The sequence below is a fragment of the Mesorhizobium sp. genome, from assembly GCF_017306585.1.
GTDB lineage: Bacteria > Pseudomonadota > Alphaproteobacteria > Rhizobiales > Rhizobiaceae > Mesorhizobium.
In genome coordinates this window covers 1-26,558 of sequence record NZ_JAFKIC010000200.1, presented here as the reverse complement: position 1 = coordinate 26,558, position 26,558 = coordinate 1, and the positions used below count along the sequence as shown (strand labels likewise).

Here is a 26,558-nt window from a genome sequence, read left to right as displayed (position 1 = left end):
GAACGGCGCCGACATCGCGGCCAGCTTCCTTCTCCCCGTCACTATACGGGGAGAAGTGCCCGGCAGGGCGATGAGGGGCAGCGCCCTACCTCGGCGATAAACAATGGCTCCAGCCTCGGGTACCAGACTACGGAACGATCGCTCTCAGCCGCCCTTCGACCTTTTCCTTCGCCGCCCTGTTCAACCCTTCAACCGCCATCAGCCGCTCATGATCTCCGGCGCGCAGCCGCACAAAGGGATGCAACCGATAGGCCGCAACCACGCCGCGCGTCGCCGGATCGGCGCTGACATCAGCGACAAGAATCCCGCCGATGCGGCCCGGCCATGGCTGCCGGGCTAGCGCGGTGCCGAGAAAGTCGCCGAGCCCATAGGCGACCACCGTGCCCCCGATCCGCTCCACCGGCTGCAAGACATGGGCGTGATGGCCGGCGATCAGGCCGACGCCCTGCCCTGCCAGCCGCCTTGCCAGCGCCCGTGTTTCGGCGCGTGGAAAATGCCGGAACTCCCAATCCCAATGCGGCACGGCGCACAGCAGATCGAAACCGTCGCGCCGCCAGCCAGCCGGGTCGCTGTCCATCGACACACGGCCGGCAAACAGGGCCTCGTCCGCATTGCGCCACAGCGTGAACGCCGCGAAGCCGAGCCGCAGCGGCCCGGCTTCGATGGCCTGCACCGGACCATCGGCGGCCAGCCCGATGATGCGGACGCCCATCCGCTTCAGCGCCGCCACCGTTCCATCGAAGCCGGCGACGCCCTGGTCGAGCACGTGATTGTTGGCCAGCGACAGCACGAGTTTTTCGCGCTCGATGCCGACTGCCGCGAGCGCCTCGGCCAGGAAGCGCTGCGTCATGGCATGATGCGTGCCGAGCCATGTTCCGAACACGGCGCTTGGCCTGTCCACAATGGGGCTCTCGCAATTACCGATCACGAGGTCGGCGGAGCCGAGCAGCGCCTTGATCGCCGGATCGCAGTCCGGCGCGCTGCAGTTGGCCACCGCCGAGATGTCGCCGACGACGGCCAGCCGCACCGTCCGCCCTGGCGGCGGCGCCATCAACGTTGCGGCCATCGGCGCAAATCCCGTGGCGTCGCCACCGAGCGACGGCTTCAGGAAACGCGGCAGCCAGGACAGTTTGTAGGAAAGCGGATAATTCGACACGGCGAGACCAGTTGTTTGCCTTCTGTAAACCGTCCGCCGGTTCGGTTGAAGCGCACGCGCAGACAATCATGCAACGGTGCGCGGCGGGCCCACGACGGGACAAATCCGTGTATGGTCGGCAACGGCCAAGGCCTCGGGAGGGAAAGAGATGAGACCGATTGCAAGCCTGCTGGCGTCCGCCTTGATGATGCTCCTGCCCTTGTCTTCGGCCGGCGCCGCCATGCCCGAAGCGGCAACCGCCTTGTTCGAGGCCAAGACCGTGGCCGCTCGCGACAGCGCTCTCGCGACACTGGAGGCCGCCGCGCCCAGAGATCCGGCATCGGCCTACGCCGCCGGCGCGGGTGAATTCTTCACCGCGCTGGAATTGCTGGCCAGCGGCCTGCACCGGCACGGTTTCGAAAGCCCGCAATCCTTCATGCTGCCGCTGATGCAATTGCCGGTGCCCGCCAATCCCGATCCAGAACCGCTCACCTACGAACAGTTCCGCGCCATACTGGTCGCCTTCCGCGACCGGCTGGAGAAATCGGCGGCGACGCTGGGCTCGGTGCCGGCCGACGCCGATATCGGCATGGTCATCGACCTTACCCATGTCGGCATCGACCTCAACGAGGACGGCGCCATCGCGCCGGATGAAAGCATGGCCGCGATCATGGCGGCGTTGTCGCGCGGCAGCGTTGCCGTGGGCGCGGACGCCCCTGCGCTGACCTTCCGCTTCGACCGCGCCGATGGCTACTGGCTACAGGGCTACGCCGAATTCCTGATGGCGCAGGCCGATTTCTGGCTGGCGCATGATTTCAGCAGCACCTTCAACGGCTCGTTCCACATGCTGTTCCCACGCGCCAAACTGCCACTGCAGGACATTCTCGTGCCGCCGCCGAGCGAGATGGGCTCGAACATCTTCTCCTCGGAATGGCGCATCGCCGATTTCATCTCCATGGTGCATCTCATCAACTGGCCGGCGGTCGAGCCCGAGCGCCGCAAGGCCGCACGGCGCGAACTGCTCGAAATGATCCGGCTGTCGCGCGAGGACTGGAAGGCGATCCGCGCCGAGACCGACAATGACCGCGAATGGCTGCCCGGCCCGCAGCAGAAGGGCGAGAACCCGCTCACCGGCCTCGAAGTCGGCGAAGAGCAGGTGCAGGCCTGGCTCGCCACCTTGACCATGGCCGAGGACCTGCTCGAAGGCCGCGCCCTGCTGCCGCATTTCCGCGTCACCGGCAAGGGCATCAACATGAAGCGCTTCTTCGACGAACCAAAGCCATTCGACCTCGTGCTGTCGATCACCGGCCCGGGCATCGCACCCTATCTGGAGAGCGGCCGGATCCTGACCAGCGAGGATTTCGACCAGATCCAGCGCGAGTTCGGCGGCGGCGGGTTTCTGACTTTCGCGCTGTGGTTCAACTGAGCCGCGCCATCGTCATCTTGGGGAGCAACCTATCGCTTCGTCATCCTATGGCGGAGCAAGGAGCGGAGCGACGCGGCGCGGACCATAGGATGACGAAGTTTGGTTAGGCTTCGGCCAATAGCAAATGACGGACAGCATCTAAAAAATCGCCCCCTGATAAAGCACCTGTTCAGCCTCCTCAGGCGCGAAGCGCCGCGCCAGAGACCGAAACGCGCTGTGCACGCCGTCACGGTCGATGTTGCAGCTCCTGAGATGCCTGACCGCCAGCGTCGGGTCGAATGCCGTGCGGCCGTGCAGGACACGCTGGTTGTCGAACACCAGCGCCTCGCCGGGCGCCAGTTGATGCTGGAACTGGTTTTGCGGATCGCAGATCAGCCGCGTCAGTTCGGCAAGCGCCTCGATCAGGCTGTCGATCTGGTCGAGCGGCGCCCGCTGCGGCGCCAGGCAGCGGTCGTTGTAACGGATCCCGGTGATGGCGCCCGCCGCGTCGAGACTGAAGACATGCGCTTCTGCGCTGAAGAAGACCTCGCCGTGATGCTCACGGTGAAAGGTGACGCCATGCCGGGTCAACAGGTCGAAGAGATCGGGCGTCCGAGCACGCATCAGTGCGGCGACATGAAAGCCGTCGACCATCAGCGATGTGCCGCCGCTGCCTGCGCCGGTGCGGATGGCGTGAAAGAAGATGAAGCCCGGCGGCGAGTAGCGAAACGGCTCGTCCGTATGCGGGATCTGCGCCCGCGCCGTCTCGCCGGCCACCCGCGCGTCGGGCCGTGAGATGAGATCGAACACCTTGCCGTAGCTGGTGTCGCGGATCGGCCCGTAGCGCCCGGCAATGCGGGCCGTGGCCTCGGTTTCGGCCGGGACGCCGGTCAGCATGGCGATGCCATGGTCGCGTAGCGCCCTCAGCGAGGAAAACAGCGCCGCGTCATCCGCCACCACATCGTCGAAGGCAAAGCTGCCGAGCCGCTGGGACAGGTCGTTATCCCAGAGTTGCGGCTGGAACGGGGCTGGACCCGAACCATCGATCTGGGCTGCAAGAACAGCCGGATCGTAGTGTGAGACGTGCCCGTCCTGCCAGATGACGGTGATCCCGCCGGGCACGGAAAGGTCGAAGCTCTCGGCATGGATTGCCTTGGCGACATCGGCGGGCGTCAGCCACCGCTTGCCGGAAGCGGTGTCGCCGCAGACCTCGCACTCGCAGGCAAGGCGCAACCAGCGCGTCGACAGCTTTCGGGATCGCCCGTCCGCCAGGTCGACGCCAATGCGGCCACCCTCGGCCCGCATCGCGCGGATCGGCGCTGACGTGTCAACGGCGTGTCCAGGTTGGGCAAGGTGCTTGGGCGCGTCGAGCATGTGCATCTCCATCGATTGAGGTCAGCTAAAAAGCTATTCCCGGAAAATTCCAGGTTCAAACGAGTTCCCTTCGCTGGCTTTTGAGCTAGGCTCAAAACATGACGACCTTGAGAGATCTACCCCTTGCGGGTTTGCGGGCGCTGGTCGCGGCGGCCAGGACAGGCAGTCTGACGCGCGCCGCCGAGGAGCTGGGCGTCACGCCCGGCGCCATCGGCCACCAGATCCGGCAGCTGGAGGAGCGGCTCGGCGCCAGGCTTGTACGGCGCGAGGGCAACGGCATCGCGCTGACGCGCGCCGCCGAGGCCGCCTTGCCCGACATCGATCGCGGCTTCGACGCACTGGCGTCGGGGATGCGCAGGCTGCGTTTCGAGCGGCAGGCCGAGACCTTCACCATCTCGGCCGATCCGTCCTTCGCCTCGCTGTGGCTGGCGCCACGTCTGGCCATGGTGCGGCCGGCCCTGGGGCGGCTCGAGGTCCGTATCGTCACCTCCGTCGCGCTCGATGCCCTGGCCGAGGAAGGCGTCGACCTCGCCATCAGCTATCGCAAGGGGCCGGCATCGGACCTGGCCGCGCTCGATCTGTTTACGGAACGGGTGATCCCGGCCTGCGCTCCGGCGCTGGTCAAGGACCCCGTCGAGGCGGATCGGGCCGAGATGCTGGACAGGATGCCGCTTCTGCATATCGACCCGATGATGGGCGACGATGTCTACCCGGCCTGGCGCGACTGGTTCGTCGCGGCGGCGCGGCAAAGGAAGGACATCGACCACGGTCCGCGCTTCGGCCTGACGATCGTCGCGGCGCAAGCGGCGATCGCCGGCATGGGCGCACTGCTGGCCAGCGAACTGGTGCTGCGCCGCCATCTCGACGCGGGCCAACTCGTCGAGATCGCTCGCGATGCGCCGGCCCTGACCATCAGGCGTCGCATCGTCTGGCCCGAACGCGGTCCGAAGGCGCGCCGCGCGGCGGCGGTGGCGGCGGCACTCATCGCTGCTGCCGGCACGGGCATCGATGGCGCTTTGCCGCGATGAACCCGGCGCGCCTCAGAAGAACCGGCGTTGCAGCCGCAACAGCCCGGCCAAGGCGCCGGCTATGAGCGCGTTCGAGATCACGCCGACCGCGGCGCTGACCCAGCCTATGGCGCCGGACTGGCCGAGGATCACGAACGGAAAGAGCGCGGCGATCAGGACGATCGCCGCCAGCAACCCAAGCCAGCCAACCCTTGGCCGCCTCGCCCGGAGGCTGAGAAAATAAGCGATCCCGACCAGCAGGATCCGCAGCGGGTCCAGGATTTGCGTGACGACAATGGCAATCAAAAGCATGGGGAGGCACTAAGCCTCAAACGCCCAGCCTTTCAAGGCCCCGACCTTTCAAGGCCGGCGGGCAAGGAATTCAGGCCGGCTCCATTGGACCAGAGTCAGCGCGCAAACCCGTGCAGTCTACCCAACAGCCATTGCAACGGATTGCTGACAAACGCCTTGGTGACAAACGTGTCATGGGCGGCGTCAGCGGCGAGGAACGCGACGGTGCCGGCTTCGAGACGTTTCGGCGGATCGGCGCTCGCATTGATCCCCTTTTCCGCCAGCAGCTGCTTGATCTCCGCGTTGCCGGAGGCGGAGGACTTGCCGTAGGCGCTGACGAAGAAACTCTTGCGATGATGTGCGATCCAGCCGGCGAAAATATCGGCCTCGTCGAAAGCCGCGTCGAGCAGGATGACGCCGAGCAGCCGTCCGCCGATGTCGCCGTTCCTGAGGATGAAGGCAGCCGGATTGTAGCCGCCGCTATAGGCGACAAGCACCACCGGCATCGCTTCGAATTTCGCCGCCTTGGCGCCAGCCAGCTTAGCCAATCCCTGGGCCGCCTCCGCCATGAATTTCGCGAAATAGCCCGGCGTCCAGAAATTGCCGGCGCTGGAATCCTGCGCGTCGCGGGCGAATTGCGGCGCCACCAGCACGGCGTTCAGGCCTGATGCCTCGACCTGCGCGACGACCCGCTGGCGGCCGATGACGTCGCGCTGCAAGGTGGCGCCATTGCCATGCAGGAAGACGACGACGACGGCCGGCTTGCCCGGATCGAACCCTTTGGGCACGGCCAGCAGCGTCGAGCGGTCTGAATAGGTCTCGTCTTCCCAATAGATGCCGCCGCGCGGCGAAGTGTGGCCGCGCCGGCCATCCGCCCCGGTCACGTCGAGAAACGCTGCCGACCCGTCGGGCAGCCTTCCCCGATAGGGAAAGGGCGTGGCCTTGAACGGCACAATGGTCGATATGGCTTTGTGCAAGCGCGCCCCCAGACCCGCCACCGGAAACGCCACCGTGGCCAGCAGCCCCGCGACGATGGCGCGCCGGTCAGGCATGGGCCGCCCGGCCGATCGGCACCGCCTTCGACGGCAGCAGCACGGCGAAGAAGGCGGGTATGGCGATGAGATAGGCGATCGCCGACCATTGCAGGACGGCGCTGAGGCCGAAGCTGGTGGCCACGATCGGCACAGCGGCCGAGCCGATCACCGAGAAACAGCCATTGATGCCCCAGGCCCAGACGAACAGATGCTCCTTGCCGAGCCGGGCCAGCCAGGTCATGGCCGTCGCCATCGGCATGCCCATCAGGAAGGCCGGCGGCGACACCAGCAGGAAGCAGAGCAGCAGCCGCACCGCGTAGGGATAGGCGCCGATCCAGTCGAGCACCGGCGACAGATAGTAGCCATAGAGGAGCAGCAGCGCGCCGATCGCCAGCAGCAGGACGGGAAGCAGCGTCCTCGCGCGGTCGAAGATGCGCTCGGCGAACAGGCTGCCTAGGCCGGAGAACACCAGCATCGAGGAAATCAGCACCGACGCCGAAACGGTCGGGTTGGCCAGCGCCACGGTGAAGCGGCTGATCAGCCCGACCTCGACCATGATGTAGCCGAGGCCGAGACAGGCAAAATAGAGGATGGTGCCGAGCTTGCCGCGCGAGCGCGAGAACACGATGCGCCAGCCGAAGATCATCGGCAAAAGCACCAGCGACGCCGCCGTGATGCAGGCGATGCCGAGCGTCGCCCAGATCAGCAGATAGCCCCAGTCGTCCTGGAACAGGTCGAGCCGGTCGAGCGTCTTGCCGAGATCGGCGACCTTCACATAGGCGGCGAAATAGGGCTGGTCGTTGCTCAGCGCCCGCGTGTCGAACACATAGTCGGCGGCAAGCTTTTCCCAGCCGCCGGTCAGTAGCGCGTGCCAGGTCATGCGCTGCAACTCCGTCGCCGGCAACACTTGCGGGCCGGCATTGCCGCCGGCGCAGGCATCGAGCGTCGGGTCGGCTGGAGCGGTCGGGTCGCAATCGGGATTCCCAGGCGCGGTAGCGTCGACTGGCGGCGTCAGCGTCGCGTCCTGCCCGCTGCCGAAGATCGAGGCGCGATAATCGTCGAGCACCTTCTGGGCGCCCGAGCCGTCATATTCCATTCCGGGATAGTAGACCTCTTCCCACGACATCGACTTGGTGTAGTCGCGCAGCGTCTTGACCTCGGCTTCGCTGAAACCGCCGCGCTTGAACAGCACCGTCGTGGTCGAGAGGTAGCTCGACACGGCGAAGATGTCGTTGGCGGCGCCCTGGGGATCGAACGCCTTCGCCGCCTCGGCGATGGTCGAATAGAGCTTGAGCACCGATTTCGGCGGCTCTTCCTTGTTCCACAGGGTTACCGACAGCACGCCGCCATCGGCCAGCGCATGCATGTAGCTCAGCATCGCCTCATGCGTGTAGGCGTATTTCTCCGAAATGGCGAAGCCGCCCGGATTGGACAGGCCGACGCTGTCGGCGAGGCTGAGATCGATGACGTCGTAGCGCTCCGACGTATTGGCGAGGAACAGCCGTCCGTCATAGTCGATCACCTTGAGCCGGGGCTCGGCCAGTATGTCGCCGGTGACGTCCTTCAGAATGGGATCGCGGAACGCCCGCAACGTCATCGGATTGCTCTCGGCGACGGTCACCGAGGTGGAGCCGGCATTGAGTGCGGCCTGCGTGGAGATGCCGCCGCCGAACTGGACGACGAACGTCTTTGGCTTCTCCTTGATGACATAGGGATAATGCATCGGCAGGTAGCGGAAATAGACCTGCTCGGCCGGCGCCAGGTTGCGCATGATGCCTTCCGGCCCGTCGCCGTCGCGATACATGCCGACATAGGTGTTGGCCGGCACCTCCGGCATGCCGAAGGCGGCGTTGTCGCTCAGGCCCGGCGCGAAATGCATGTAGGAACTGGCATAGACCTGCAGGTCGCCGAAGGGCGAGATGCTGCGGTAGATGCGCTTGCCGTCCGGGAAGTTGCGGGCATAGGCGACGCCCTTGTATTGCGACACCGCGATGTCGGGTATGCCTGTAAGCCCGGGCAGCATGAGATAGGCAGCGATCGACAGCGCCGCCACGACAACGCCCGCGACGGCGCTCTTCCAGGCGCCGAAGGCCGCGAACCACAGGATCGAGCCGGCGGCCCACAGCAGCAGCGGCACGACGAGGATGGTTTCCGGCGCGAACAGATAAAGTGACACCAGCACGACGAGGCCAGCGAGCCCCGAGCCGGTAAGGTCGGCGAAATAGACACGGCCGAAGGCGGTGCGGCTCTTCAGGAAGACGATGCCGAGAAAGAACGCGCCGGCCAGGAACGGCAGGAGATAAAGCAGGAAATTGGCGAGCAGCCGCCATTTCTGCTGGGGATCGGACACCAGGAAGATGGCGTTGAACGGCACCGTCTGCGCGATGAGGTTGGCGCCGACGGCGAGCGGCCCGATCAGGAGAAGGGCACCGGTCGCCGCGCCTTGCCAGTGCCGGTCGAACCAGCCCTTGCCGGCGAAGATGACGACGCTGGACAGGGAGAAGCCGAGCATAGCCAGGCTCACCACCAGCGAGCCGAAATGCGACCAACTGCCGACCGCGAACACCCGCATGACGGCGATCTGAAGCGCTATGATGGCGCCGGCGATCAGCCCGACCGCGAGATAGTGCGGGACGCGCGGCGCCTCCAGCGACGGGACTGTCAGGCGGGAATTCGATGCGACGGCTGCCATTCGGCTCCCTTGATGCGATGCTTCGACAGGGCCGGCGCGGCAGTGTTCAGCCGTTATGCGTGCCGACGATCTGGTCGCCTTCCAGCTTGGTGAAGGGCACGAACGGCACCACCTTGCCATTATAGATGTCGGAACGGACGATGTTGAACGTGCCGTCGGCAAGCTGCTGCTTGATCACCTTGAGCACGTGCTGGGCGCCGGGTGGGCCGACCGGGATGACCATGACGCCATTGGGCTTCAGCTGCTGCAGCAGCGATGGCGGGATGTGGTCGATGCCGCAGGTGACGATGATCTTGTCGAACGGACCGACGCTTTCCCAGCCATAGTAGCCGTCGGCATTACGGCTGGTGACCGAACTGAACACGCTGTAGCCGCGATCGATCAGCCCGTCATAGGTGCGCCGTGTCCGCTGCGCCAGCGGATTGATGATCTCGATCGTGTGCACCTTGTCGGTGAGATTGGCGAGATAGGCGGACTGGTAGCCGGAGCCGGTGCCGATCTCGAGCACGGCTTCGCCGAACTGCACATCGATGGCCGTCGTCATGCGCCCGACCAGATGCGGGCCCGAAATCGTCACGCCATAGCCGATGTCGAGGAAGGCATGGTCATAGGCGCGGCCGAGATTCTGCGACAGCACGAATTCCTCGCGCGGTGTCGAAAGGAAAGCGCGCTTGTTGCGGTCGTCAAGCACGTCCTTGTTGTAGACCATGATCTGGAAGCGATCGAATCGCTCGGCCAGGAACTTCGGATCCTCGCCGCGATTGGCCACCATCCAGTCGATGAACGACTTTTTGTCCTTGAACGGCACTTCTGCGTTGCGGTCATAGGGGACCGGCAGCGCAGCCCTGGCCGCAGCCGGAAGAATGGAAAACGCCGCCGCACCCGCCGACAGCGCCAAGAAATCCCGACGCCTCATGGAAAAAGCCTCCAAAAGTGGCCTTTGCCACCCCAAAACCAACCACTTGACCGGATTGCACCGGCCCCTAAAACGAGTCAATGGCCGTCGGCGCAGGGCCGTCCGGGCTGAAAAATTGTGGCAGGACGGCAACAGTTTTTAATGGTGTGGGTCAGGCTTTTCGGCGTCGTGGCCCAATATTCCCAGGCCGCAGCATTGCCGCTTCGGCCAGCGCACCCGCCGGTCAAAGATTAGCTGGGGCTGTTTTGCTTGACTTGGCAGGCAAAAACAGGCAGCAAAACACCCTTGGAAGGGCTGTAAGTACCGCGTGCATGTTCGTGGGCAAGCCTCATTCGGCACAAAGTCCACGTCTCTCGGTTGGTTTGAGAGGGATTGGTTAACCAACTTTGTCCATATTTTGAAGCGATCGGCAACTAACGACAGACGCGGAAAACGCGTCGGGGACCACCTGGGATCACTCACAGAATGGTCGTCACGGCTATCCCAGCCGGGACGTAGGAGCCGATTGGAGCAAGATTGGTTGCATGGCGTTCTTGAGTAAGAAAATCATCGGGGACAGGCGTTGGGACGGCGAGACCGTCGACGACGTGGTGCGTTCTCCATCCTTCAACCCCGAAAGGCTCGTCCGCTGGGTCGCGGTTCCCGGCGTAAGCGCCGCCGTTGGCCTCTGGCTGATCGGGACCATGGTTGGGCTGAGTTCCGTCGGCGCCTCGCTGTCGTCGACGCCGGGCGGTCTGCCGCAGACATTGTCGATGCCGGGCTCGCTCGCGCTCGCCGATCCGCTCAAGCAGCATTTCCTCAGCTCTTCCGCGCCCTTCGTGCTGGCCAACGCCCATGGCGGCGCGCAGGCATTGCATGATCATGCGGTGCAATGCGGCGCCGGCTGCTTCAAGCTGGCCTCGGTGAGCCCTCAGGCGCAGAAATCCGAACGCCTTGTGGCGCAGGCAAAGCCGGCGCCGGTGGCGAAATCGAAGTCCCAGCAGCGCTTCGAACTGGTGGAAGCATCCCTGTCGCCGACAAAGCTCGCTGCCGCCTTCGCCAGCGCCGGAAAGCCCGCCGCCACGGCCGATGTCCGCCCCGTGATTTCCGCCGCGCCTCAGGTCGCCACGGCTTCGCTCGCCCCTTCAGCCACGCTGGTGGCCAGCCTGACCGACGATATGCCGGCCCCGGTGGCCGAACGCTTCGCCCATGCCGATACCGGTTCCGCCGTCGTGCAGACCGCGCCGGCGCCGATGGGCTTCGCCCAGTCGCAGACGCCCGACAATACGCAGCTGGCGCTGGCTCTCGTCCGGTCGATGCCGGTCGACGACGAAGCCTTCGCCTCGCCGCTGCCGATGACCGAATCCTCGGCCGATGTCGCCGTCGCGCCCGTCGAGACCCAGCCGGAACAGCCCGGCGACGCGGCCTCGCTGCCGGACGCGCTCACCGACGATGTGCCGCTGCCGACCCGCCGCCCGCAATATGACGCGCCGCAGCCCAAGGTCGTGGAACAGGACAAGCCAGCGTCGCAGCCCAAGGCCTTGCAGCAGAAGCCGGCGCCCCAGGCGAAGCCTGTCATGCAGGCCGCAAGGCAGCCTGCCCGCCAGGGCCGCTCCGGCGAAAACGGCGACGTGCTGGCCTACGCCAAGCCCGACACGCCCTCGGGCGGCCTCGGCCAGGCGTTCCGGAACCTGTTCAACGGACCAAGCGGCGGCAGCGGCGCCGGCCATGGCGTGGCCGTCTATGACATCAGCGCCAAGACCGTCTACATGCCGGACGGCCAGCGGCTCGAAGCGCATTCCGGCCTTGGCGCCATGGTCGACCAGCCGCGCTATGTTCACGTCAAGGATCGCGGCCCGACGCCGCCCAACACCTACAATCTGTCGCTGCGTGAATCGCGCTTCCATGGCGTCGAGGCCCTGCGCCTGACGCCGGTGAGCGGCGGCAACAAATACAACCGCAACGGCCTGCTCGCCCACACCTACATGCTGCGCGGCGGCCGCGCCGAGTCCAATGGCTGCGTCGTCTTCAGGGACTACGCGCGCTTCCTCGCCGCCTTCAAGAAGGGCAAGGTCACGCGCCTGGTCGTGGTGCCGCGCCTGAACGGCTCGCCGACCCAGGTGGCGACGGACAACGCACGCGGCGCCTGACCGCGACAGCCGGCCCTCGCCCGGCACCTGCCTCCTCCTGACAGCCTTCTGTCAGGAGCCGCTGCCCGGCATTCGGCTCGCCGCATCACGCTCTTTCCATTTTGCCCGAGTCCTCCCATATTCGGGACATGGCCAAATCCCCGGACAAGAAAACGCCGTCGACGGCGAATGATGAGCGCGCCGCGCCGAAGCGCCGCAGCCCGCTGACCGATTTCCTCGACGCCTCGGAGCCGCTGCACAGAGGCGGCTTCGCCGAAATGCCGCAACCTGGCCTGTCGGGCACGCCGCTTACCGGCTCGATCTCGGATTGGGCTGAGCAGATCGAGCAGGAGGCCGAGCGCGAGGGCCGCCAGATCGGCAAAGGCGACGGTGGGAAGGGCGAAGGCGGCAAGGCGTCCAAACCGTCGAAGAAGATTCCCGAACGTTCCGCCGCGCCTGGACGCACGGCGCGCGGCACCTCGATGGGCGGTGCGGCGACCGCCCGCGAACGCGCCGCTGCAGGCCTCAATCCGGTCGCCGGCCTCGATGTTTCGCTTGAAGAAGCCGAGACCATGTCGACCAGCGGCGTCACCGCGACGGTGGCCGCGCTCTCGGCGCTGATCGAATCCGGCAATCCCTTGCACAAGGACGGCGTGCTGTGGACGCCGCACCGCCCTGCCCGCCCGGAAAAGTCCGAAGGCGGCATCGCCATCAAGATGGTTTCGGATTTCCAGCCCGCCGGCGACCAGCCGACCGCCATCAAGGATCTCGTCGAAGGTGTCGACAACAGTGACCGCACCCAGGTGCTGCTCGGCGTCACCGGCTCGGGCAAGACCTTCACCATGGCCAAGGTGATCGAGGAGACGCAGCGCCCCGCCCTGATCCTGGCGCCGAACAAGACGCTGGCCGCGCAGCTCTATTCCGAGTTCAAGAAATTCTTCCCCGACAACGCGGTGGAATATTTCGTCTCCTATTACGACTACTACCAGCCGGAAGCCTACGTTCCGCGCACCGACACCTTCATCGAGAAGGAATCCTCGATCAACGAGCAGATCGACCGCATGCGCCATTCGGCGACGCGCTCGCTGCTGGAGCGCGACGACGTCATCATCGTCGCCTCGGTGTCCTGCATCTACGGTATCGGTTCGGTCGAAACCTATACGGCGATGACCTTCCAGATGCAGATCGGCGACCGGCTCGACCAGCGCGCCCTGCTCGCCGACCTCGTCGCCCAGCAGTACAAGCGCCAGGACATCAACTTCGTGCGCGGCTCGTTCCGCGTGCGCGGCGACACGATCGAGATCTTCCCCGCCCACCTTGAGGACCGCGCCTGGCGCATCTCCATGTTCGGCGACGAGATCGAGCAGATCACCGAATTCGACCCGCTGACCGGCCAGAAGACCGGCGAGCTGAAAAGCGTCAAGATCTACGCCAACTCGCACTATGTGACACCGCGCCCGACGCTCAACCAGGCGATCAAATCGATCAAGGAAGAGCTCAAGAACCGGCTGGTCGAACTCGAGCGCGCCGGGCGCCTGCTGGAGGCGCAGCGGCTGGAGCAGCGCACCCGCTTCGACCTCGAAATTCTGGAGGCGACGGGATCCTGCGCCGGCATCGAGAACTATTCGCGCTACCTCACCGGCCGCCAGCCGGGCGATCCGCCGCCGACACTGTTCGAATATATTCCCGACAACGCGCTGGTGTTTATCGACGAAAGCCACGTCACCGTGCCGCAGATCGGCGGCATGTACCGGGGCGACTTCCGTCGTAAGGCCACGCTTGCGGAGTACGGCTTCCGCCTGCCCTCCTGCATGGACAACCGGCCGCTGCGCTTCGAAGAGTGGGACGCCATGCGTCCGGCCTCGATCGCCGTTTCCGCGACGCCCGGCGGCTGGGAGATGGACCAGTCCGGCGGCGTCTTCGCCGAGCAGGTCATCCGCCCGACCGGCCTGATCGACCCGCCTGTCGAGGTGCGCCCGGCCAAGAGCCAGGTCGACGATGTCGTCGGCGAGATCCGCGACACGACCGCCGCCGGCTATCGCACGCTGGTCACCGTGCTGACCAAGCGCATGGCCGAGGACCTGACCGAATATCTGCACGAGCAGGGCGTGCGCGTACGCTACATGCACTCTGACATCGATACGCTCGAGCGTATCGAAATCCTGCGCGACCTGCGGCTTGGCGCCTTCGACGTGCTGGTCGGCATCAACCTGCTGCGCGAGGGCCTCGACATCCCCGAATGCGGTTTCGTTGCCATTCTCGACGCCGACAAGGAAGGCTTCCTGCGCTCGGAGACATCGCTGATCCAGACCATCGGCCGCGCCGCCCGAAATGTCGACGGCAAGGTCATTCTCTATGCGGACCAGGTCACCGGCTCGATGGAACGGGCGATGGCCGAGACCAACCGTCGCCGCGAGAAGCAGATGGAGTGGAACGCCGCCAACGGCATCACGCCGGAATCGGTGAAGTCGCGCATCTCGGACATTCTGGACTCGGTCTACGAGAAGGACCACGTCCGCGCCGACATCTCGCAGTTCACCGACAGCGCCGGCGCCATGATGGGCAACAATTTCAAGGCCCATCTCGACGCGCTTGACAAGCAGATGCGCGACGCCGCCGCCAATCTGGACTTCGAGAAGGCCGCGCGGATCCGCGACGAGATCAAGCGCTTGCGCGAGATGGAACTGTCGATTTCCGACGATCCGCTGGCGCGCGAAGTGGAAGGCCAAAGTCCGGCTTCTGGTCGCGAAAAAGGCAAGCACAACAAGGGCGTGGCCAAGCATCGTACCGCCGAGGAGCAGGAGCGCTTCCGCAAGCTCGACGAAGCGCGCGCTGCCGAAGAGGCGGCCAAAGCCGCCCGGCCCAACCTCTTCCGCAAGCCGCATCTCGACGAGATGGGCGCCGATGGCGCCGTGCCGGTGAAGAAACCGCTATTCGCCAAGCCGTCGATCGATGATATGGGCCCTGGGACCGACATGACGACCCCGGCGGGCGCCGTGTCGCGTTCCCTGTTCAAGAAGCAGTCCGCCGCCGAGGCGCACGGCTCCGATTTCGGCATTCCCGGCGACGCGACCAAGCCGCTGTTCAAGAAGAACTCGCTCGACGAGATGACGGTGCGACGCACCGAAAAACCGGTCGAAGGAAAGAAGCCGGCCAAGCCCCAGCCGATCTCCCCCCAGGTGGGGGAGATGTCCGGCAGGACAGAGGGGGGCGCGAAGGAACGCGATGACAAACCGATCGTGCGCCAGCGCGCCGGCATCGGTTCCTACGAGGATCCGGGTGACGCGCGCCGGGAGAAGCGGCGGCCGAGCAAGACCGGGCGGCCGGGGCGGTAGCTCCTCTTCCTCTCCTCTTGTGGGAGAAGGTGGATCGGCGCGCAGCGCCGAGACGGATGAGGGGTGTTTTAGCGGAGTGAGGCGCTGGTGTTCTCTGGATCACCCCTCATCCGACCTCGCTTCGCGAGGCCACCTTCTCCCATAAGGGGAGAAGGCAAGTACTCCACCATCGCCGCCACCTCTTGCCATCATTCCAGCCTTTGGTGTAACCACTCCCAACACTCTAACGTCTCGAAAGGAGGGCTCACGTGTTTACGTTTTTTCGTCACCACCGTCAGCGTGGCCCGATTTCCGCCCTGCAGGTGAGCTTGCAGGGCTGACCAGGGACGGTCCGGGTTTTTCCCGCTTCGATTTTTTGGTCTGCCCTTCGTGGTGCGTGACGCCTGTTCCGATGGCGCGCACCGTCAAAGTGCACCCGGAGTTGTCTCCGGCAAGACCAGAGAAATCAAAATGGCCCTTCTCAGCCTCAAATCCCTCGGCGTCACCATGAGTGCGCCGCTCTTTTCCAACCTCGATCTCACCATCGGCAGCGGCGACCGGCTCGGCATCGTCGCCGCCAATGGCCGCGGCAAGTCGACATTGCTCAAATGCCTGACCGGCGAGATGGAACCGACCTCCGGCGACATCACCCGCACGCGCGGCCTGCGCATCGGCCATGTCGAGCAGTTGGTTCCCCCTGCCCTTCTCGGCCGCACCTTCTATCAGGTGGTGGCTGACGCGCTCCCGCCGGAGCAAGCCGACAGCGAGACGTGGCGCGTCGACGTGGTGCTGGATTCGCTCGACGTGCCCGAGGCGATGCGCGAGCGGCAAATGCAGGCGCTGAGCGGCGGCTGGCAGCGGCTGGCGCTGATCGCCAGCGTCTGGGTCACCGACCCGGACATGCTGCTGCTGGACGAGCCGACCAACCATCTCGACCTCGCCAGGATCAGCCAGTTGGAGACATGGCTGAACGCGCTCCCGCGCGAAGTGCCTGTTGTCATCGCCAGCCACGACCGCGCCTTCCTCGACGCCACCACCAACCGCACGCTGTTCCTGCGGCCGGAGCAATCGCCGGTGTTCTCGCTGCCTTATTCCAGGGCTCGCGACGCATTGGATGAGGTCGATGCCTCGGCGGCGCGCAAGTTCGAGCGCGACATGAAGGTCGCCCAGCAACTGCGCAAGCAGGCCGCCAAGCTGAACAACATCGGCATCAATTCCGGCAGCGACCTGCTGACGATCAAGACCAAGCAGCTCAAGGAGCGGGCGGAGAAACTGGAGGAAGCCGCGCTGCCCGCGCATCGCGAGCGATCGGCGGGCGCGATCAAGCTCGCCAATCGCGGCACCCACGCCAAGGTGCTGATCACGCTCGACGATGCGGCTGTGGAAACGCCCGACGGCACGCTGCTGTTTCGGACCGGCAAGCGCCACATCTGCCAGGGCGACCGCATCGTGCTGCTCGGCCGCAACGGCGTCGGCAAGTCGCGCTTCGTCACTCTGATCCGCAACGCCATCCTCGAGCCTGACACGGTCGCGAATGTGAAAGTGACGCCGTCGACTGTGCTCGGCTACAGCGACCAGGCGCTGTCCGGCATCAGCGGCGACGACACGCCGCTGGCGATGGTGTCGCGAAGATTCGACGTCGGCGAACAGCGCGCCCGTTCGCTGCTTGCTGGCGCGGGCGTGGTCATCGAGATGCAGGAGAAAAAGATCGGCGTCTTGTCCGGCGGCCAGAAAGCACGGCTGATGATGCTGGCGCTGAGGCTCGCCAATCCCAACTTCTATCTGCTCGATGAACCGACCAACCACCTCGACATAGACGGCCAGGAGGCGCTGGAGGAGGAGTTGCTGAAGCATCAGGCAAGCTGCATGCTTGCCTCGCACGACCGCTCCTTCATCCGTGCCGTCGGCAACCGATTCTGGCTGATCGAGAAGCGGAAGCTGACGGAGGTCGAGGATCCCGAAGGGTTCTTCCGCGCTGTAGCGGAAGACCAGGCCTGATGAGATCTCCGGCCCGGACGGGCCGGGGATCCCTAGGGAAAATTCTTGGGCGGCCTGTCGGGCCGGCCGGATTGGTTACGTCCTTGGGATGCCGGCGCGACGATGCCGGCGCCAACCCAGGGAGAACTTGTCATGTCCGTCCTTTCATCCATCGGCCGCATCGCAACCCGCTATGCGGCCGCGCGGGCCCGCCATCGCAGCGAGCGCATCCTGCTTTCGCTGCCTGCAGAACTGCGCAAGGATATCGGCTTTCCCGAGATCCTCGACACCCGCGAAAGCCGCCGCGCGGCCACCTTCTCGGCCAAGACCATATGACCATGGCTCGCCGAGCCATGCGTGCGCCGTCCACGCCGATTGGCGGGCCATCCTGCCCGGAGCCGGCCCGCCAAAAAAGTTTCGCCGCGATGTAGGATCGCTGTCATCTCGCGCGTCCTATGGTCGGCAAGGCCAAAACGCAAAGAGGAGCAAGAGATGACTGACCAGACCCAAGATCAGCCCAGGGCCGAAGTGCTTGGCGGATTGACCCCTTATCTGCAGGTGGACGGCGCCTTCAAGGCGGCCGAATTCTACAAGAAGGCCTTTGGCGCGGAGCAGGTCTTCGCCTATCCGCCGGACGAAAAAGGCCGCACCATGCATGTTCACCTTCACGTCAACGGCACGACGCTGATGCTGGGCGACGCCTATCCCGAACACGGTCACCCGCACAAGGACGCGCAGGGCTACACGCTGCAGCTCCATCTCGACAACAACGACATCGACGCCTGGTGGAAACGCGCGGTCGACGCCGGCTGCGAGGTCGTGACGCCGCTGCAGGTGATGTTCTGGGGCGACCGCTGGGGCCAGGTGAAGGACCCCTTCGGCGTCGCCTGGGCCATGAACGCACCGGTCAAGTAAGTCGGCGGACAGCAGCGCCCTTTCCCCGAGGACGCCTGCACTCGCCCGCGCCGGGTTGGACCCCTGCCGGCCCGGCGCCCGAATTCAGAGGAGGAAACACAATGTCCTATGTCGATGGCTTCGTGCTTGCCGTGCCGAAGGCAAGGCTCGACGACTACAAGAAACTGGCCAATCTCGCCGGCCCGATCTGGATGGAGCATGGCGCTCTCTCCTATGTCGAATGCATCGGCGACGACGTGCCCTATGGCGAATTGACCTCGTTTCCGCGCGCCGTCCAGGCCAAGGAAGACGAGATCGTCATCTTCGCCTGGGCGGTCTATGAATCGAGGCAGAGCCGCGATGCGGTGATGGCCAAGGTTATGGCCGATGAACGCATCAAGATGGACTGGTCCGACATGCCCTTCGACGGCAAGCGCATGATCTTCGGCGGCTTCCAGCCGTTCATCGAGCTGTAGCCAGCTGGCGCAACGCGAGAATTGGCCTCTCAACTTCGTCATCCTAGGGCGAAGCAGGAGCGAAGCTCCGTCGCGAAGACCCTAGGATCCATGCCGGGACCTCCACCGAAGGGTGCTGCGGAACGGAATTCTTCACCGTTTCAACGCTTTAACGTCACGGCATGGATCCTATGGTCTGCGCCGCGTCGCTTCGCTCCTTGCTCCGCCATAGGATGACGAAGCAATAGGTACTCAAGGTAATCTCCTACCCCGCGCGCTAATCCAGCTTGTCCAGCAGCGGCTTCAGCCGGTCTCCATAGCGCTTCCACAGATCGACCGAGCCCTGATACATCGGCTGGCGCACCTGTGCGGCCGATGCGGTGCGCACCGGACGATCAGTCTCGTGGAACGATAGCACGGCATCGTCCCAGGGTAGGCCGAGATAGTCGATGAGCGCGCGGCTCTGCCCTTGCTGGTCGGCGACGAAATCCTCGTAGCGCACATCATGCACGACACCGGGCAGAACCTTGTGCCAGTGCGCCATGATGTCGGTGTAGAGATTGTGGAAGTCGGCGAGTTCGCCGAGATCGTAGCCATAGCGGTGGCTGTCGCCGCGGAAATGCACCTTGTAGATCGACAGGCAGGTTGCGACCGCGTCACGGGCGCAATGGATGATCCTGGCCTTCGGCATCATCATGTGGATGAAGCCGATCAACAGGAAGTTGCCCGGCATCTTGTCGGTGACGTGGCGCATGTGCGGGTAGCGGGCATGCAGCATGTCGAGATAGGCCTGGCCCGCCTCGGTGAAGTCGGCGTCGTCCGTGTCGGCCGCGCCCCAGGGGAAACCGCCCGGCATGTTCGACGGGAACTGCTTGCCGACCGCCGTCTTCAGGATGTTGAGCTCGCCCGCGCCGTAGACATCGGGATGGCTGGCGATGATCTGCTCGACCAGCGTCGTGCCCGAACGCGGCATGCCGACGATGAAGATCGGCGCATCGTCGGTGATCGGGCTCGGCCTGTGCTTCTCGAAGAAACCGGCATCGAACACCGACTTCATGGCCTCGAACTCGGCGCGTGTGCGCACGGGATCGTAGTTGATGCCCTTGCGGCGGATCGCATTGCCCTCGGCGAAATAATCGAAAGCCCTGTTGTAATCCCTGAGATCGTCATTGGCCTTGCCGAGGCCGAAGGCGAGCTGCATGCGCGGCAGGCTGTCCGGCGGAGCCTTGGCGTGCTGCGCTTCCATGCCGGCCAGTTCGGCATCGCGTTCCTTCTGGCGCTTGACCTGCGTCAGCATCAGCCAGGCGCGCGCCATGCCGGGCTGGATCGCCACCGCCTGCCGGAACAGGTCGGCGGCCTCGTCGAGCTTGCCCTTCTCCATCAGCCCGACGCCTAGCCCGTGCAGAAGCTCGGCGTCCTTCGGCCGGATTGCCAGCGCTTCGCGGAACACGGCCAGCGCCTCGTCCAGGCGCCCGGCCTCCTGCAGCGTTTCAGCAAGCCCGATGCGGGCGCGCGCATGAAACGGATTGCGCTGCACGGTGCCGCGATAGATGTCCTCGGCCTCGTCGAACCGGCCAAGCTGCGTCAGCGACGAGCCGAGATTGTCACGTGCCGCGAGTTGCTCAGGCCGCAGATCCACCGCGCCCTGGAAGAAATCGATCGCCGCTGCGACCCGGCCGAGATCGCGCATCACCGTGCCGAAATTGTTGAGGAAATCGGCATTGGTCGGCTGCAGGCTCACCGATTGCTCGAGGAACTCCATGCCTTCTTCGCTGCGTCCGGTCTGGTGCAGCAGCAATCCCAGGAAATGCGCCGCTCCGGCATGGTTGGGCTGGCGCTCCAGCACCTGCCTATAGATCGCCTCGGCCTCCTGCCGGCGCCCCGCCTGATGCAGTTGCAGCGCCTGCTGCACATACTGGTCGAGGCCCAGCGGCGGCTGTCCGCCGGAACCGGACTTGGCCGCGCTGGATTTGGCTCCGGCGGCCGCCGCTCTTCTTTGATCTCGGTTGATGGGACACCTGCCTTACTTGTGCGCCTGCCGCGATTTAGGCCATTGGCGCGGCAGGTTCAAGGCTTGGCATCGGTATTGGGGGCCCTCTGCCGGTGTGAAGCGGCCGAACCCGCCGCTCCCTCACCAGGGACGCTATGCCTGATCTCTCAGCAAGGCCCGTCGCCGACGATGCGGTAATCCGAGGCGCGCGCCTCGCAGGCGTTGGGGAAGGTGCGCATATCGCCATGCCGGCGGCCGCAGACGGGCGCGTATTCGCGGGTGCAGAAGGTCTGCTCACCGCCGCCTCCGCCACCGCCACCACCGCCATCACGGCAGGGACCGTCGCGAACGATGCGGTAGCCGGCCCGCTCGGCAAGGCAGCCATTGGCGAAGGTCTGGCGGTCGCCGCCGCGCCGCGCGCAGACCGGCTCATACTGTTTGGTGCAGAATTGCGGTTCAGGGCGCGGCGGACGTGGGCGCGGTCCCGGTCCGTCATCGACGACGACAGTGCAGGCGGCAAGAATTGCCGACAGGAACAGGATGGCAAAACCCTGCCGCGAAAAGATTGCCGCAAGAAACTTCATGATCGTGTCTCCCTCGGTTCCTGTCGTGATCCGTTCCGCTCAAGAATGCGCAACGGCCGCGCACAATGATATCCAGCAAAAATAAAGTTCAAAATCAGCGACTATGGTTTGATCCTCGCCATTCCACCGCCGATTGCAACCCCCGTTTGCGACTTCATCCGAAACAACGCCCGGATTTGTCGCGCACCCGCCAGCGGCGGCGGCCGGGGGCGTTTCTCTGGCCCATGCATGACCGGGTCTGTGGGCCGATGACCCTTCGGCCAACGAGGCCTATCTGCGCCCCGTCGACGCTCAGATTGGTCGATTCATGCGTCGGGATGCGCCAGTGCGGCGGCCCGCGGCGCTATCTTGCAACCTTCACGTTTCCGTGCGATAAATCAGCTGTTCGGGCATTTGCGACCCGGAGAGCGGAACGTTTTGGACGACCTTTCCCCGATACTGTGAATCTCTGACGGCCCCGTTTTTCGGCGGGGGGTTTGACCATGCGCCAATGCATGACTGCCGAAAGCAACCACCGGGAACTGCCCTAGACGCCAGGTGGCGGGCAGGACCACCAAGACTGAACGGGTGAAGGAGTTTCCCCAATGGCCCAGACCGGCACCGTTAAATTCTTCAATGCGACCAAAGGCTTCGGTTTCATCACGCCCGACGGCGGCGCCAAGGACGTGTTCGTCCACATTTCCGCGATCGAGGCCTCGGGCCTGCGCACGCTCGTCGATGGCCAGAAGGTCACCTTCGACGTCGAGCCGGACCGCATGGGCAAGGGCCCGAAGGCGGTCAACCTCCGCGCGGCCTGAGCCATCTGCGCGCCGCGCATCCCAAACGGGTGCGCGAACGAGGCTCGCTTAAGCCTGACCAGCACCTGGCAGGCAACCGGATTTTTGAAAGGCGCGGCGGTTTTCGCCGCGCCTTTTTCATGCCGGCGACACCGCCTGAAAAGCATGCCGCCCGAAAATCGATCCGGTTTCGGGTCGACGACATGCATCATAACAAAGACTTAAAGCGCGACGGCACTTCAAGTGCCTGCAAAACTTTCTCTTGCCGATAGCGCTAAAATAAAGGACAAATTTCCTCTCGGGCATTTGCCGGCCCGAGACTGGAGTTTATGGGATCAAAGGAGCTTCCCATGCCGCAGACCGGCACCGTTAAATTCTTCAACCATGCCAAGGGCTTCGGCTTCATCACACCGGATGATGGCGCGAAGGATGTCTTCGTGCATATTTCGGCCGTGCAGGCGTCGGGTCTTCCCGGTCTCGAGGATGGGCAGAAAGTGACGTTCGACACCGAGCCGGACAAGCGCGGCAAGGGTCCGAAGGCAGTCAACCTGTCGATCGGCTGAGCCGGCTTCAGGCCGAACGCCGTTCCGACAGGCCATGTCCGCGCCTTGAGGGCGCGGGGTTTAATGCCGTGAACGCGTGCCGACGGTCAAATTTTCGTTCAGCCCCCGTTCAGCCACGGTCGCATATTAGTCTTTGGTAAAGCCGGACCGCATCCCCTGCACAACCTGCACGGCCCGGCACGAAGGAGACCGAAATGAACCGCATTTTCAAGACAGCCGTGCTGTCCGCAGCCGTGGTCGCCACCACGCTCGCGACCTTCTCGGCGGCCAACGCCGATGACTGGCGCCGTTGGCATGGCCGTGGTGGTCATCATCATGGCGACGCTGTCGCGGCCGGCGTGCTCGGCCTCGCCGCCGGCGCGCTGATCGTCGGCGCCCTGGCCAACCAGCAGCCCCCGCCCCCGGACTATGACTACGACTACTATGATCGTGACGTTCGCGTGCGCCCCGCCCCGATCCGCCGCTACTACGCGGAGCCGCAGGTCGTCTATGCCGACCGTTATGCCGAACCGTGGACGCGCGGCTGGTACGAATACTGCTCGGACCGCTACCGCACCTTCAACGCCCGCACCGGCACCTTCACGGGCAATGACGGCGAGCAGCATTTCTGCACGGCCAACTGAGTGCCTGTCGCCCAAAAGCATGCCCTCGGCCCTGGCCCGAGGGTGCGCAGCGGTTTTGGGACAACGACTTGCACAAAACGAATTTAAAGCGCGGAAGCGCTTTAAGGGCTTCCCTGCCCCAAACAAAAAGCGCTGACCGCGAGGCCGGCGCTTTTTTGTTTGGGCGCTCGGGTGTGTTGAGATTCAGGTCAGGCCGAGTCGAAAATGGTGGGTTCCGAGAACCGGAGCGGAGCGTACTTTCGGGTACGTGAGCTCAGTTCTACTGCGACACAGTAGAACGGGGAAGCGCAGGAAGCCACCATTTGCAGACCGGCTTCACCTGAATATCAGCACACCCTAAGTCAAGAACGGATTGGTCCGCCGCTCATCGCCGAAGCGGCTACCAGGGCCGTGGCCGCAGATGAAACCGATATCGTCGCCGAGCGGCAAGAGCTTGTCCTTGATCGATGAGATCAGCGTCGCATGGTCACCACCGGGCAGGTCGGTGCGCCCGACCGAGCCACGAAACAGCACATCGCCGACATGCGCGAATTTGGCCGCGCGGTTGTAATAGACGACATGGCCGGGCGCGTGGCCGGGACAGTGCAGCACCTCGAACACATGCGAGCCGAACGAGACGGTCTCGCCTTCGCTGAGGAAGCGGTCGGGCACGCAATTGCGCGATCCGGCGATGCCGTAGCGCTTGCCCTGGTTCTCCAGATTGTCGAGCAATGGCTTGTCGGCCATATGCGGCCCGATGATGTCGATGCCTAGCGCCTCCTTGAGTTCCATGGCGCCGCCGGCATGGTCGATATGGCCATGCGTGATCCAGATCGCCCCGGCGGTGATCGCATTGTCCTTCAGCACCGCCAGCACCTTGTCGATGTCGCCGCCCGGATCGACGACGACGCCGTGCTTGTCGTCCATGTCGAACAGGATCGTGCAGTTCTGCTGGAACGGTGTCACCGGCACGATGCCGGCATTGAGCTGACCCATGATCGTCCTTTCGATGTCCACGCGGTGATGTAGTGGCGGGAGCAGGAAGCGTCCACCCCTCGAAAGGCGAACAGCCCCTCACTTCCAAAACAGGACAGTCGCCTTCAAAACAGAAATGGGCGGCCGAAGCCGCCCATCTGCTCGGACCGGGACAACCGGACCTTACTTCTTCATGGCGCCCATGACCGCGCCCAGAATGCCGGTCAGGATCGCGCCGCCGCCGGCGCCGCCGACGATGTTGTTGAGGTTGAGCGCGCTGCCGAGCCCGCTCGTTGCCGCAGCCGCCGCAGCCGGATCGACCGCGCCGCCGCCGAGCAGGCTGCCCAGGATCGCCGCGCCGCCGACGCCGCCAATGGCGCCGCCCAGGATTTTGGGAAGCTGCCCCATCGCCGCCGTCTTGATCGCCGCGCCGACCGCCTGACCACCGATGATGCCTGTAATGATCTGAATGATGATCGGAAGAAGCGTGTTCATGTCCATATGATTAGTCCCTCCTTAGCTGCCAGCCTCCCGGGCCGACAGCATCATGAGACGCCGAATTGGGGGAAAGTCAAATGCAGAAACGCTGAAATAAAAGGGGCGGCTCGAAAACCGCCCCGGCTTGCGCGAAAAGCTGTGACTATCGTTATTCTGCGGCGATCGCGCGCTTGGGCTGCACTGCGGCGGAATAGTCGTTCATAAGGTTTTTGGCGATTTCGCCGACCTCGAATCGATAGGGACCTATCTCCGAAACCGGCGTTACTTCCGCCGCCGTCCCGGTCAGGAAGCATTGCTCGAAGCCCTCGAGTTCTTCCGGCATGATGGCGCGTTCGATGACTTCCAGGCCGCGGTCCCTGGCGAGCCCGATGACGGTGCGACGGGTGATGCCGTCGAGGAAACAATCGGGCTTCGGCGTATGGATCTTGCCGTCCTTGGCGAAGAAGATATTGGCGCCCGTCGCCTCCGCCACCTGCCCGCGCCAGTCCAGCATCATGGCGTCCGCATAGCCCTTGGCTTCCGCGGCATGCTTGGACATGGTGCAGATCATGTAGAGGCCGGCCGCCTTCGACCGCGACGGCGCCGTGCGCGGGTCCGGCCGGCGCCATTCGGCGACATCGAGGCGAATGCCCTTCAGCTTCTGCGCCGGATCGAAATAGCTCGGCCACTGCCAGATGGCGATGGCGACGTTGATGCGGTTGTTCTGTGCCGAGACGCCCATCTGCTCGCTGCCGCGCCAGGCGATAGGCCGGACATAGGCATCCTGGAAGCCCTGCTTCTTCAAGAGCGTGGTCGAGGCGTCGTTGAGCTCGGCCACCGAATAGGGAATCTTGAAGCCGAGCAGGCGGGCCGATTCATGCAGGCGCTCGGTGTGCTCGTTGAGCTTGAAGATCTCGCCGCCATAGGCACGCTCGCCCTCGAAGACCGCGCTGGCATAATGCAGGCCGTGGGTCAGCACATGGATCTTGGCCTCGCCCCACGGAACGAACTCGCCATTCATCCAGATGAAACCGTCCAGCTGGTCGAAAGGAACGGATGCCATGGTAACCTCCCGCGAGCCGCGGCCCGCATATCGTTGGTGTCGTTGCGTGTTCTTCTTGGCCGCGTCATGAAACTGGAGACGTTGGCCGGTGTCTGGAAGCGTAGGCGGATAATCGCGCTCTGGCAAACTCAGGAAGTTCCGGAAAAACCGGCTGGCCTTGCCTTTTCGTTCGCAATCCGCCCAAAAGCTTGTCAAAAATTACCATTGCGGAGAAATTACGTCAATAGTACTGACATAATCTCCCTGCCCACGGAGAAATGATGACGGATCGAAACCCAGCCGCCGGAAAACCCGTCAGGACCGCGATGTCAGTCGAGGACGGCATCGACTTCGCCATCATCGAACTGTTCTTCTTCGCCTACCGCGACTTCACCTCCGATCCCGATCAGATCCTGGCCGATTACGGCTTCGGCCGCGCCCATCACCGCGTCCTGCATTTCGTCAACCGCCGGCCTGGCCTCACGGTGGCCGAGTTGCTCGACGTGCTGAAGATCACCAAGCAGAGCCTGGCGCGCGTGCTCAAGCAGCTGATCGACACCGACCATGTCGTGCAGTTACAGGGCCCGCGCGACCGCCGCCAGCGCGAGCTTTATCCGACGGCCAAGGGCCGCGCCCTGGCGCTGGCGCTGGCGCGGCCACAGTCGCGCCGCATCCATGCTGCATTGCAGGATTCCGGAACCACCGAACGGACCATGGTGGAACGCTTCCTCGAAGCGATGGTCAATCCGGAACTGAGAGCTCAGATCGACGTCGGGTCCGCAAAAATGTCAGGAAAAAACCATGGAGAGCACTGAGAGGGTCGACCAGGCGGCCGCACCGGACGACGATGCGCCGCATCTGCTGGTGGTCGACGACGACACCCGCATCCGCAATCTTCTCAAACAGTATCTGACCGAGAACGGCTTTCGCGTCACAGTCGCCGGCAA

At 64.6% G+C, this 26,558-nt stretch carries 23 protein-coding genes and 1 pseudogene; 13 read left to right on the top strand and 11 right to left on the bottom strand.

All coding sequences use genetic code 11. The features are described from left to right. Window positions 1–127: 127 nt before the first annotated feature. Entirely contained in the window at window positions 128–1,156 is a 1,029-nt protein-coding gene (locus J0I79_RS24655) for a CapA family protein (RefSeq protein WP_292865356.1), read from the bottom strand. A gap of 148 nt (window positions 1,157–1,304) precedes the next feature. Here J0I79_RS24655 and J0I79_RS24650 point away from each other — a divergent pair, with 148 nt between their 5' ends. Beyond that, the gene (locus tag J0I79_RS24650; protein WP_292865354.1) at window positions 1,305–2,561 is read left to right on the top strand and encodes a hypothetical protein; all 1,257 of its coding nucleotides are present in this window, start codon (window positions 1,305–1,307) and stop codon (window positions 2,559–2,561) included. A gap of 138 nt (window positions 2,562–2,699) precedes the next feature. Here the strand turns inward: J0I79_RS24650 and J0I79_RS24645 are convergent, their stop codons facing one another. Further along, window positions 2,700–3,914 (bottom strand): TauD/TfdA family dioxygenase, encoded by a 1,215-nt coding sequence (locus tag J0I79_RS24645; RefSeq protein ID WP_292865351.1) that lies wholly within the window; start codon window positions 3,912–3,914, stop codon window positions 2,700–2,702. 98 nt (window positions 3,915–4,012) lie between these two features. Between J0I79_RS24645 and J0I79_RS24640 the strand changes: the two genes are divergently transcribed. Beyond that, window positions 4,013–4,942 carry a LysR substrate-binding domain-containing protein gene (locus J0I79_RS24640; RefSeq protein ID WP_292865348.1) on the top strand — a complete coding sequence of 310 codons (930 nt, stop codon included), beginning with the start codon at window positions 4,013–4,015 and terminating at the stop codon, window positions 4,940–4,942. A gap of 12 nt (window positions 4,943–4,954) precedes the next feature. On the opposite strand, the gene J0I79_RS24635 is transcribed toward J0I79_RS24640, so the two are convergent. The 4 genes from J0I79_RS24635 to J0I79_RS24620 form a co-directional block, all read right to left on the bottom strand. Next, window positions 4,955–5,233, bottom strand: coding sequence for a hypothetical protein (locus J0I79_RS24635; RefSeq protein WP_292865345.1), 279 nt, complete (start codon window positions 5,231–5,233; stop codon window positions 4,955–4,957). A gap of 95 nt (window positions 5,234–5,328) precedes the next feature. Beyond that, window positions 5,329–6,264, bottom strand: a complete 936-nt coding sequence (locus J0I79_RS24630; protein WP_292865342.1) for a hypothetical protein — start codon at window positions 6,262–6,264, stop codon at window positions 5,329–5,331. After that, complete coding sequence (locus J0I79_RS24625; RefSeq protein WP_292865339.1) at window positions 6,257–8,938, bottom strand: hypothetical protein; 2,682 nt, start codon at window positions 8,936–8,938, stop codon at window positions 6,257–6,259. The genes J0I79_RS24630 and J0I79_RS24625 overlap by 8 nt, the downstream gene beginning before the upstream one ends. A 46-nt stretch (window positions 8,939–8,984) precedes the next feature. Then, window positions 8,985–9,854 carry a protein-L-isoaspartate O-methyltransferase gene (locus J0I79_RS24620; protein ID WP_292865336.1) on the bottom strand — a complete coding sequence of 290 codons (870 nt, stop codon included), beginning with the start codon at window positions 9,852–9,854 and terminating at the stop codon, window positions 8,985–8,987. Window positions 9,855–10,378: 524 nt separating this feature from the next. Between J0I79_RS24620 and J0I79_RS24615 the strand changes: the two genes are divergently transcribed. The 6 genes from J0I79_RS24615 (at window position 10,379) to J0I79_RS24590 (ending at window position 18,623) form a co-directional block, all read left to right on the top strand. Continuing rightward, on the top strand, window positions 10,379–11,983 hold the full coding sequence (locus J0I79_RS24615; protein WP_292865333.1) for a tlde1 domain-containing protein: 1,605 nt from the start codon (window positions 10,379–10,381) through the stop codon (window positions 11,981–11,983). A 128-nt stretch (window positions 11,984–12,111) separates the two neighbouring features. Next, a complete protein-coding gene (uvrB, locus tag J0I79_RS24610; RefSeq protein WP_292865330.1) occupies window positions 12,112–15,297 on the top strand; it encodes an excinuclease ABC subunit UvrB in 3,186 nt (1,061 codons plus the stop codon). A 450-nt stretch (window positions 15,298–15,747) separates the two neighbouring features. Continuing rightward, window positions 15,748–17,274, top strand: a complete 1,527-nt coding sequence (locus tag J0I79_RS24605; protein WP_292865327.1) for an ABC-F family ATP-binding cassette domain-containing protein — start codon at window positions 15,748–15,750, stop codon at window positions 17,272–17,274. A 132-nt stretch (window positions 17,275–17,406) separates the two neighbouring features. Next, complete coding sequence (locus tag J0I79_RS24600) at window positions 17,407–17,589, top strand: hypothetical protein (RefSeq protein ID WP_292865324.1); 183 nt, start codon at window positions 17,407–17,409, stop codon at window positions 17,587–17,589. A 156-nt stretch (window positions 17,590–17,745) separates the two neighbouring features. Then, window positions 17,746–18,168, top strand: a complete 423-nt coding sequence (locus J0I79_RS24595) for a glyoxalase/bleomycin resistance/extradiol dioxygenase family protein (RefSeq protein ID WP_292865321.1) — start codon at window positions 17,746–17,748, stop codon at window positions 18,166–18,168. A gap of 101 nt (window positions 18,169–18,269) precedes the next feature. After that, window positions 18,270–18,623 (top strand): DUF1428 family protein, encoded by a 354-nt coding sequence (locus tag J0I79_RS24590; protein WP_292865318.1) that lies wholly within the window; start codon window positions 18,270–18,272, stop codon window positions 18,621–18,623. Between the two features lie 256 nt (window positions 18,624–18,879). On the opposite strand, the gene J0I79_RS24585 is transcribed toward J0I79_RS24590, so the two are convergent. Further along, window positions 18,880–20,514 carry a tetratricopeptide repeat-containing sulfotransferase family protein gene (locus tag J0I79_RS24585; RefSeq protein WP_292865315.1) on the bottom strand — a complete coding sequence of 545 codons (1,635 nt, stop codon included), beginning with the start codon at window positions 20,512–20,514 and terminating at the stop codon, window positions 18,880–18,882. 245 nt (window positions 20,515–20,759) lie between these two features. Beyond that, window positions 20,760–21,176, bottom strand: coding sequence for a Kazal-type serine protease inhibitor domain-containing protein (locus tag J0I79_RS24580; protein ID WP_292865312.1), 417 nt, complete (start codon window positions 21,174–21,176; stop codon window positions 20,760–20,762). A 584-nt stretch (window positions 21,177–21,760) separates the two neighbouring features. Between J0I79_RS24580 and J0I79_RS24575 the strand changes: the two genes are divergently transcribed. The 3 genes from J0I79_RS24575 to J0I79_RS24565 all read left to right on the top strand — a co-directional run bounded on the left by J0I79_RS24575 (window position 21,761) and on the right by J0I79_RS24565 (window position 23,138). Beyond that, window positions 21,761–21,973 carry a cold-shock protein gene (locus J0I79_RS24575; protein ID WP_006202520.1) on the top strand — a complete coding sequence of 71 codons (213 nt, stop codon included), beginning with the start codon at window positions 21,761–21,763 and terminating at the stop codon, window positions 21,971–21,973. 329 nt (window positions 21,974–22,302) lie between these two features. Then, window positions 22,303–22,515, top strand: a complete 213-nt coding sequence (locus J0I79_RS24570) for a cold-shock protein (RefSeq protein ID WP_006202521.1) — start codon at window positions 22,303–22,305, stop codon at window positions 22,513–22,515. Between the two features lie 194 nt (window positions 22,516–22,709). Beyond that, the gene (locus tag J0I79_RS24565) at window positions 22,710–23,138 is read left to right on the top strand and encodes a BA14K family protein (RefSeq protein WP_292865309.1); all 429 of its coding nucleotides are present in this window, start codon (window positions 22,710–22,712) and stop codon (window positions 23,136–23,138) included. 336 nt (window positions 23,139–23,474) lie between these two features. On the opposite strand, the gene J0I79_RS24560 is transcribed toward J0I79_RS24565, so the two are convergent. From J0I79_RS24560 to J0I79_RS24550, 3 genes are all read right to left on the bottom strand, one after another. After that, entirely contained in the window at window positions 23,475–24,113 is a 639-nt protein-coding gene (locus J0I79_RS24560) for an MBL fold metallo-hydrolase (RefSeq protein WP_292865305.1), read from the bottom strand. A 162-nt stretch (window positions 24,114–24,275) separates the two neighbouring features. Then, window positions 24,276–24,593, bottom strand: coding sequence for a hypothetical protein (locus J0I79_RS24555; protein ID WP_137932482.1), 318 nt, complete (start codon window positions 24,591–24,593; stop codon window positions 24,276–24,278). A 145-nt stretch (window positions 24,594–24,738) separates the two neighbouring features. Continuing rightward, a complete protein-coding gene (locus tag J0I79_RS24550) occupies window positions 24,739–25,632 on the bottom strand; it encodes a branched-chain amino acid aminotransferase (RefSeq protein WP_292865302.1) in 894 nt (297 codons plus the stop codon). 260 nt (window positions 25,633–25,892) lie between these two features. Between J0I79_RS24550 and J0I79_RS24545 the strand changes: the two genes are divergently transcribed. Further along, window positions 25,893–26,426, top strand: a complete 534-nt coding sequence (locus J0I79_RS24545) for a MarR family transcriptional regulator (RefSeq protein ID WP_292865299.1) — start codon at window positions 25,893–25,895, stop codon at window positions 26,424–26,426. Further along, a pseudogene (locus J0I79_RS24540) lies at window positions 26,413–26,558 on the top strand (DNA-binding response regulator); the annotation flags it as partial. The gene J0I79_RS24545 and the pseudogene J0I79_RS24540, both read left to right, overlap by 14 nt.

Coding starts and splice junctions, on each gene's coding strand:
- J0I79_RS24645 (WP_292865351.1), bottom strand. CDS start 3,914: ATGCTCGACGCGCCCAAGCACCTTGCCCAACCTGGACACGCCGTTGAC.
- J0I79_RS24555 (WP_137932482.1), bottom strand. CDS start 24,593: ATGGACATGAACACGCTTCTTCCGATCATCATTCAGATCATTACAGGC.
- J0I79_RS24640 (WP_292865348.1), top strand. CDS start 4,013: ATGACGACCTTGAGAGATCTACCCCTTGCGGGTTTGCGGGCGCTGGTC.
- J0I79_RS24620 (WP_292865336.1), bottom strand. CDS start 9,854: ATGAGGCGTCGGGATTTCTTGGCGCTGTCGGCGGGTGCGGCGGCGTTT.
- J0I79_RS24630 (WP_292865342.1), bottom strand. CDS start 6,264: ATGCCTGACCGGCGCGCCATCGTCGCGGGGCTGCTGGCCACGGTGGCG.
- J0I79_RS24600 (WP_292865324.1), top strand. CDS start 17,407: ATGTCCGTCCTTTCATCCATCGGCCGCATCGCAACCCGCTATGCGGCC.
- J0I79_RS24550 (WP_292865302.1), bottom strand. CDS start 25,632: ATGGCATCCGTTCCTTTCGACCAGCTGGACGGTTTCATCTGGATGAAT.
- J0I79_RS24615 (WP_292865333.1), top strand. CDS start 10,379: ATGGCGTTCTTGAGTAAGAAAATCATCGGGGACAGGCGTTGGGACGGC.
- J0I79_RS24625 (WP_292865339.1), bottom strand. CDS start 8,938: ATGGCAGCCGTCGCATCGAATTCCCGCCTGACAGTCCCGTCGCTGGAG.
- uvrB (WP_292865330.1), top strand. CDS start 12,112: ATGGCCAAATCCCCGGACAAGAAAACGCCGTCGACGGCGAATGATGAG.
- J0I79_RS24575 (WP_006202520.1), top strand. CDS start 21,761: ATGGCCCAGACCGGCACCGTTAAATTCTTCAATGCGACCAAAGGCTTC.
- J0I79_RS24560 (WP_292865305.1), bottom strand. CDS start 24,113: ATGGGTCAGCTCAATGCCGGCATCGTGCCGGTGACACCGTTCCAGCAG.
- J0I79_RS24605 (WP_292865327.1), top strand. CDS start 15,748: ATGGCCCTTCTCAGCCTCAAATCCCTCGGCGTCACCATGAGTGCGCCG.
- J0I79_RS24650 (WP_292865354.1), top strand. CDS start 1,305: ATGAGACCGATTGCAAGCCTGCTGGCGTCCGCCTTGATGATGCTCCTG.
- J0I79_RS24635 (WP_292865345.1), bottom strand. CDS start 5,233: ATGCTTTTGATTGCCATTGTCGTCACGCAAATCCTGGACCCGCTGCGG.
- J0I79_RS24590 (WP_292865318.1), top strand. CDS start 18,270: ATGTCCTATGTCGATGGCTTCGTGCTTGCCGTGCCGAAGGCAAGGCTC.
- J0I79_RS24595 (WP_292865321.1), top strand. CDS start 17,746: ATGACTGACCAGACCCAAGATCAGCCCAGGGCCGAAGTGCTTGGCGGA.
- J0I79_RS24570 (WP_006202521.1), top strand. CDS start 22,303: ATGCCGCAGACCGGCACCGTTAAATTCTTCAACCATGCCAAGGGCTTC.
- J0I79_RS24580 (WP_292865312.1), bottom strand. CDS start 21,176: ATGAAGTTTCTTGCGGCAATCTTTTCGCGGCAGGGTTTTGCCATCCTG.
- J0I79_RS24545 (WP_292865299.1), top strand. CDS start 25,893: ATGACGGATCGAAACCCAGCCGCCGGAAAACCCGTCAGGACCGCGATG.
- J0I79_RS24565 (WP_292865309.1), top strand. CDS start 22,710: ATGAACCGCATTTTCAAGACAGCCGTGCTGTCCGCAGCCGTGGTCGCC.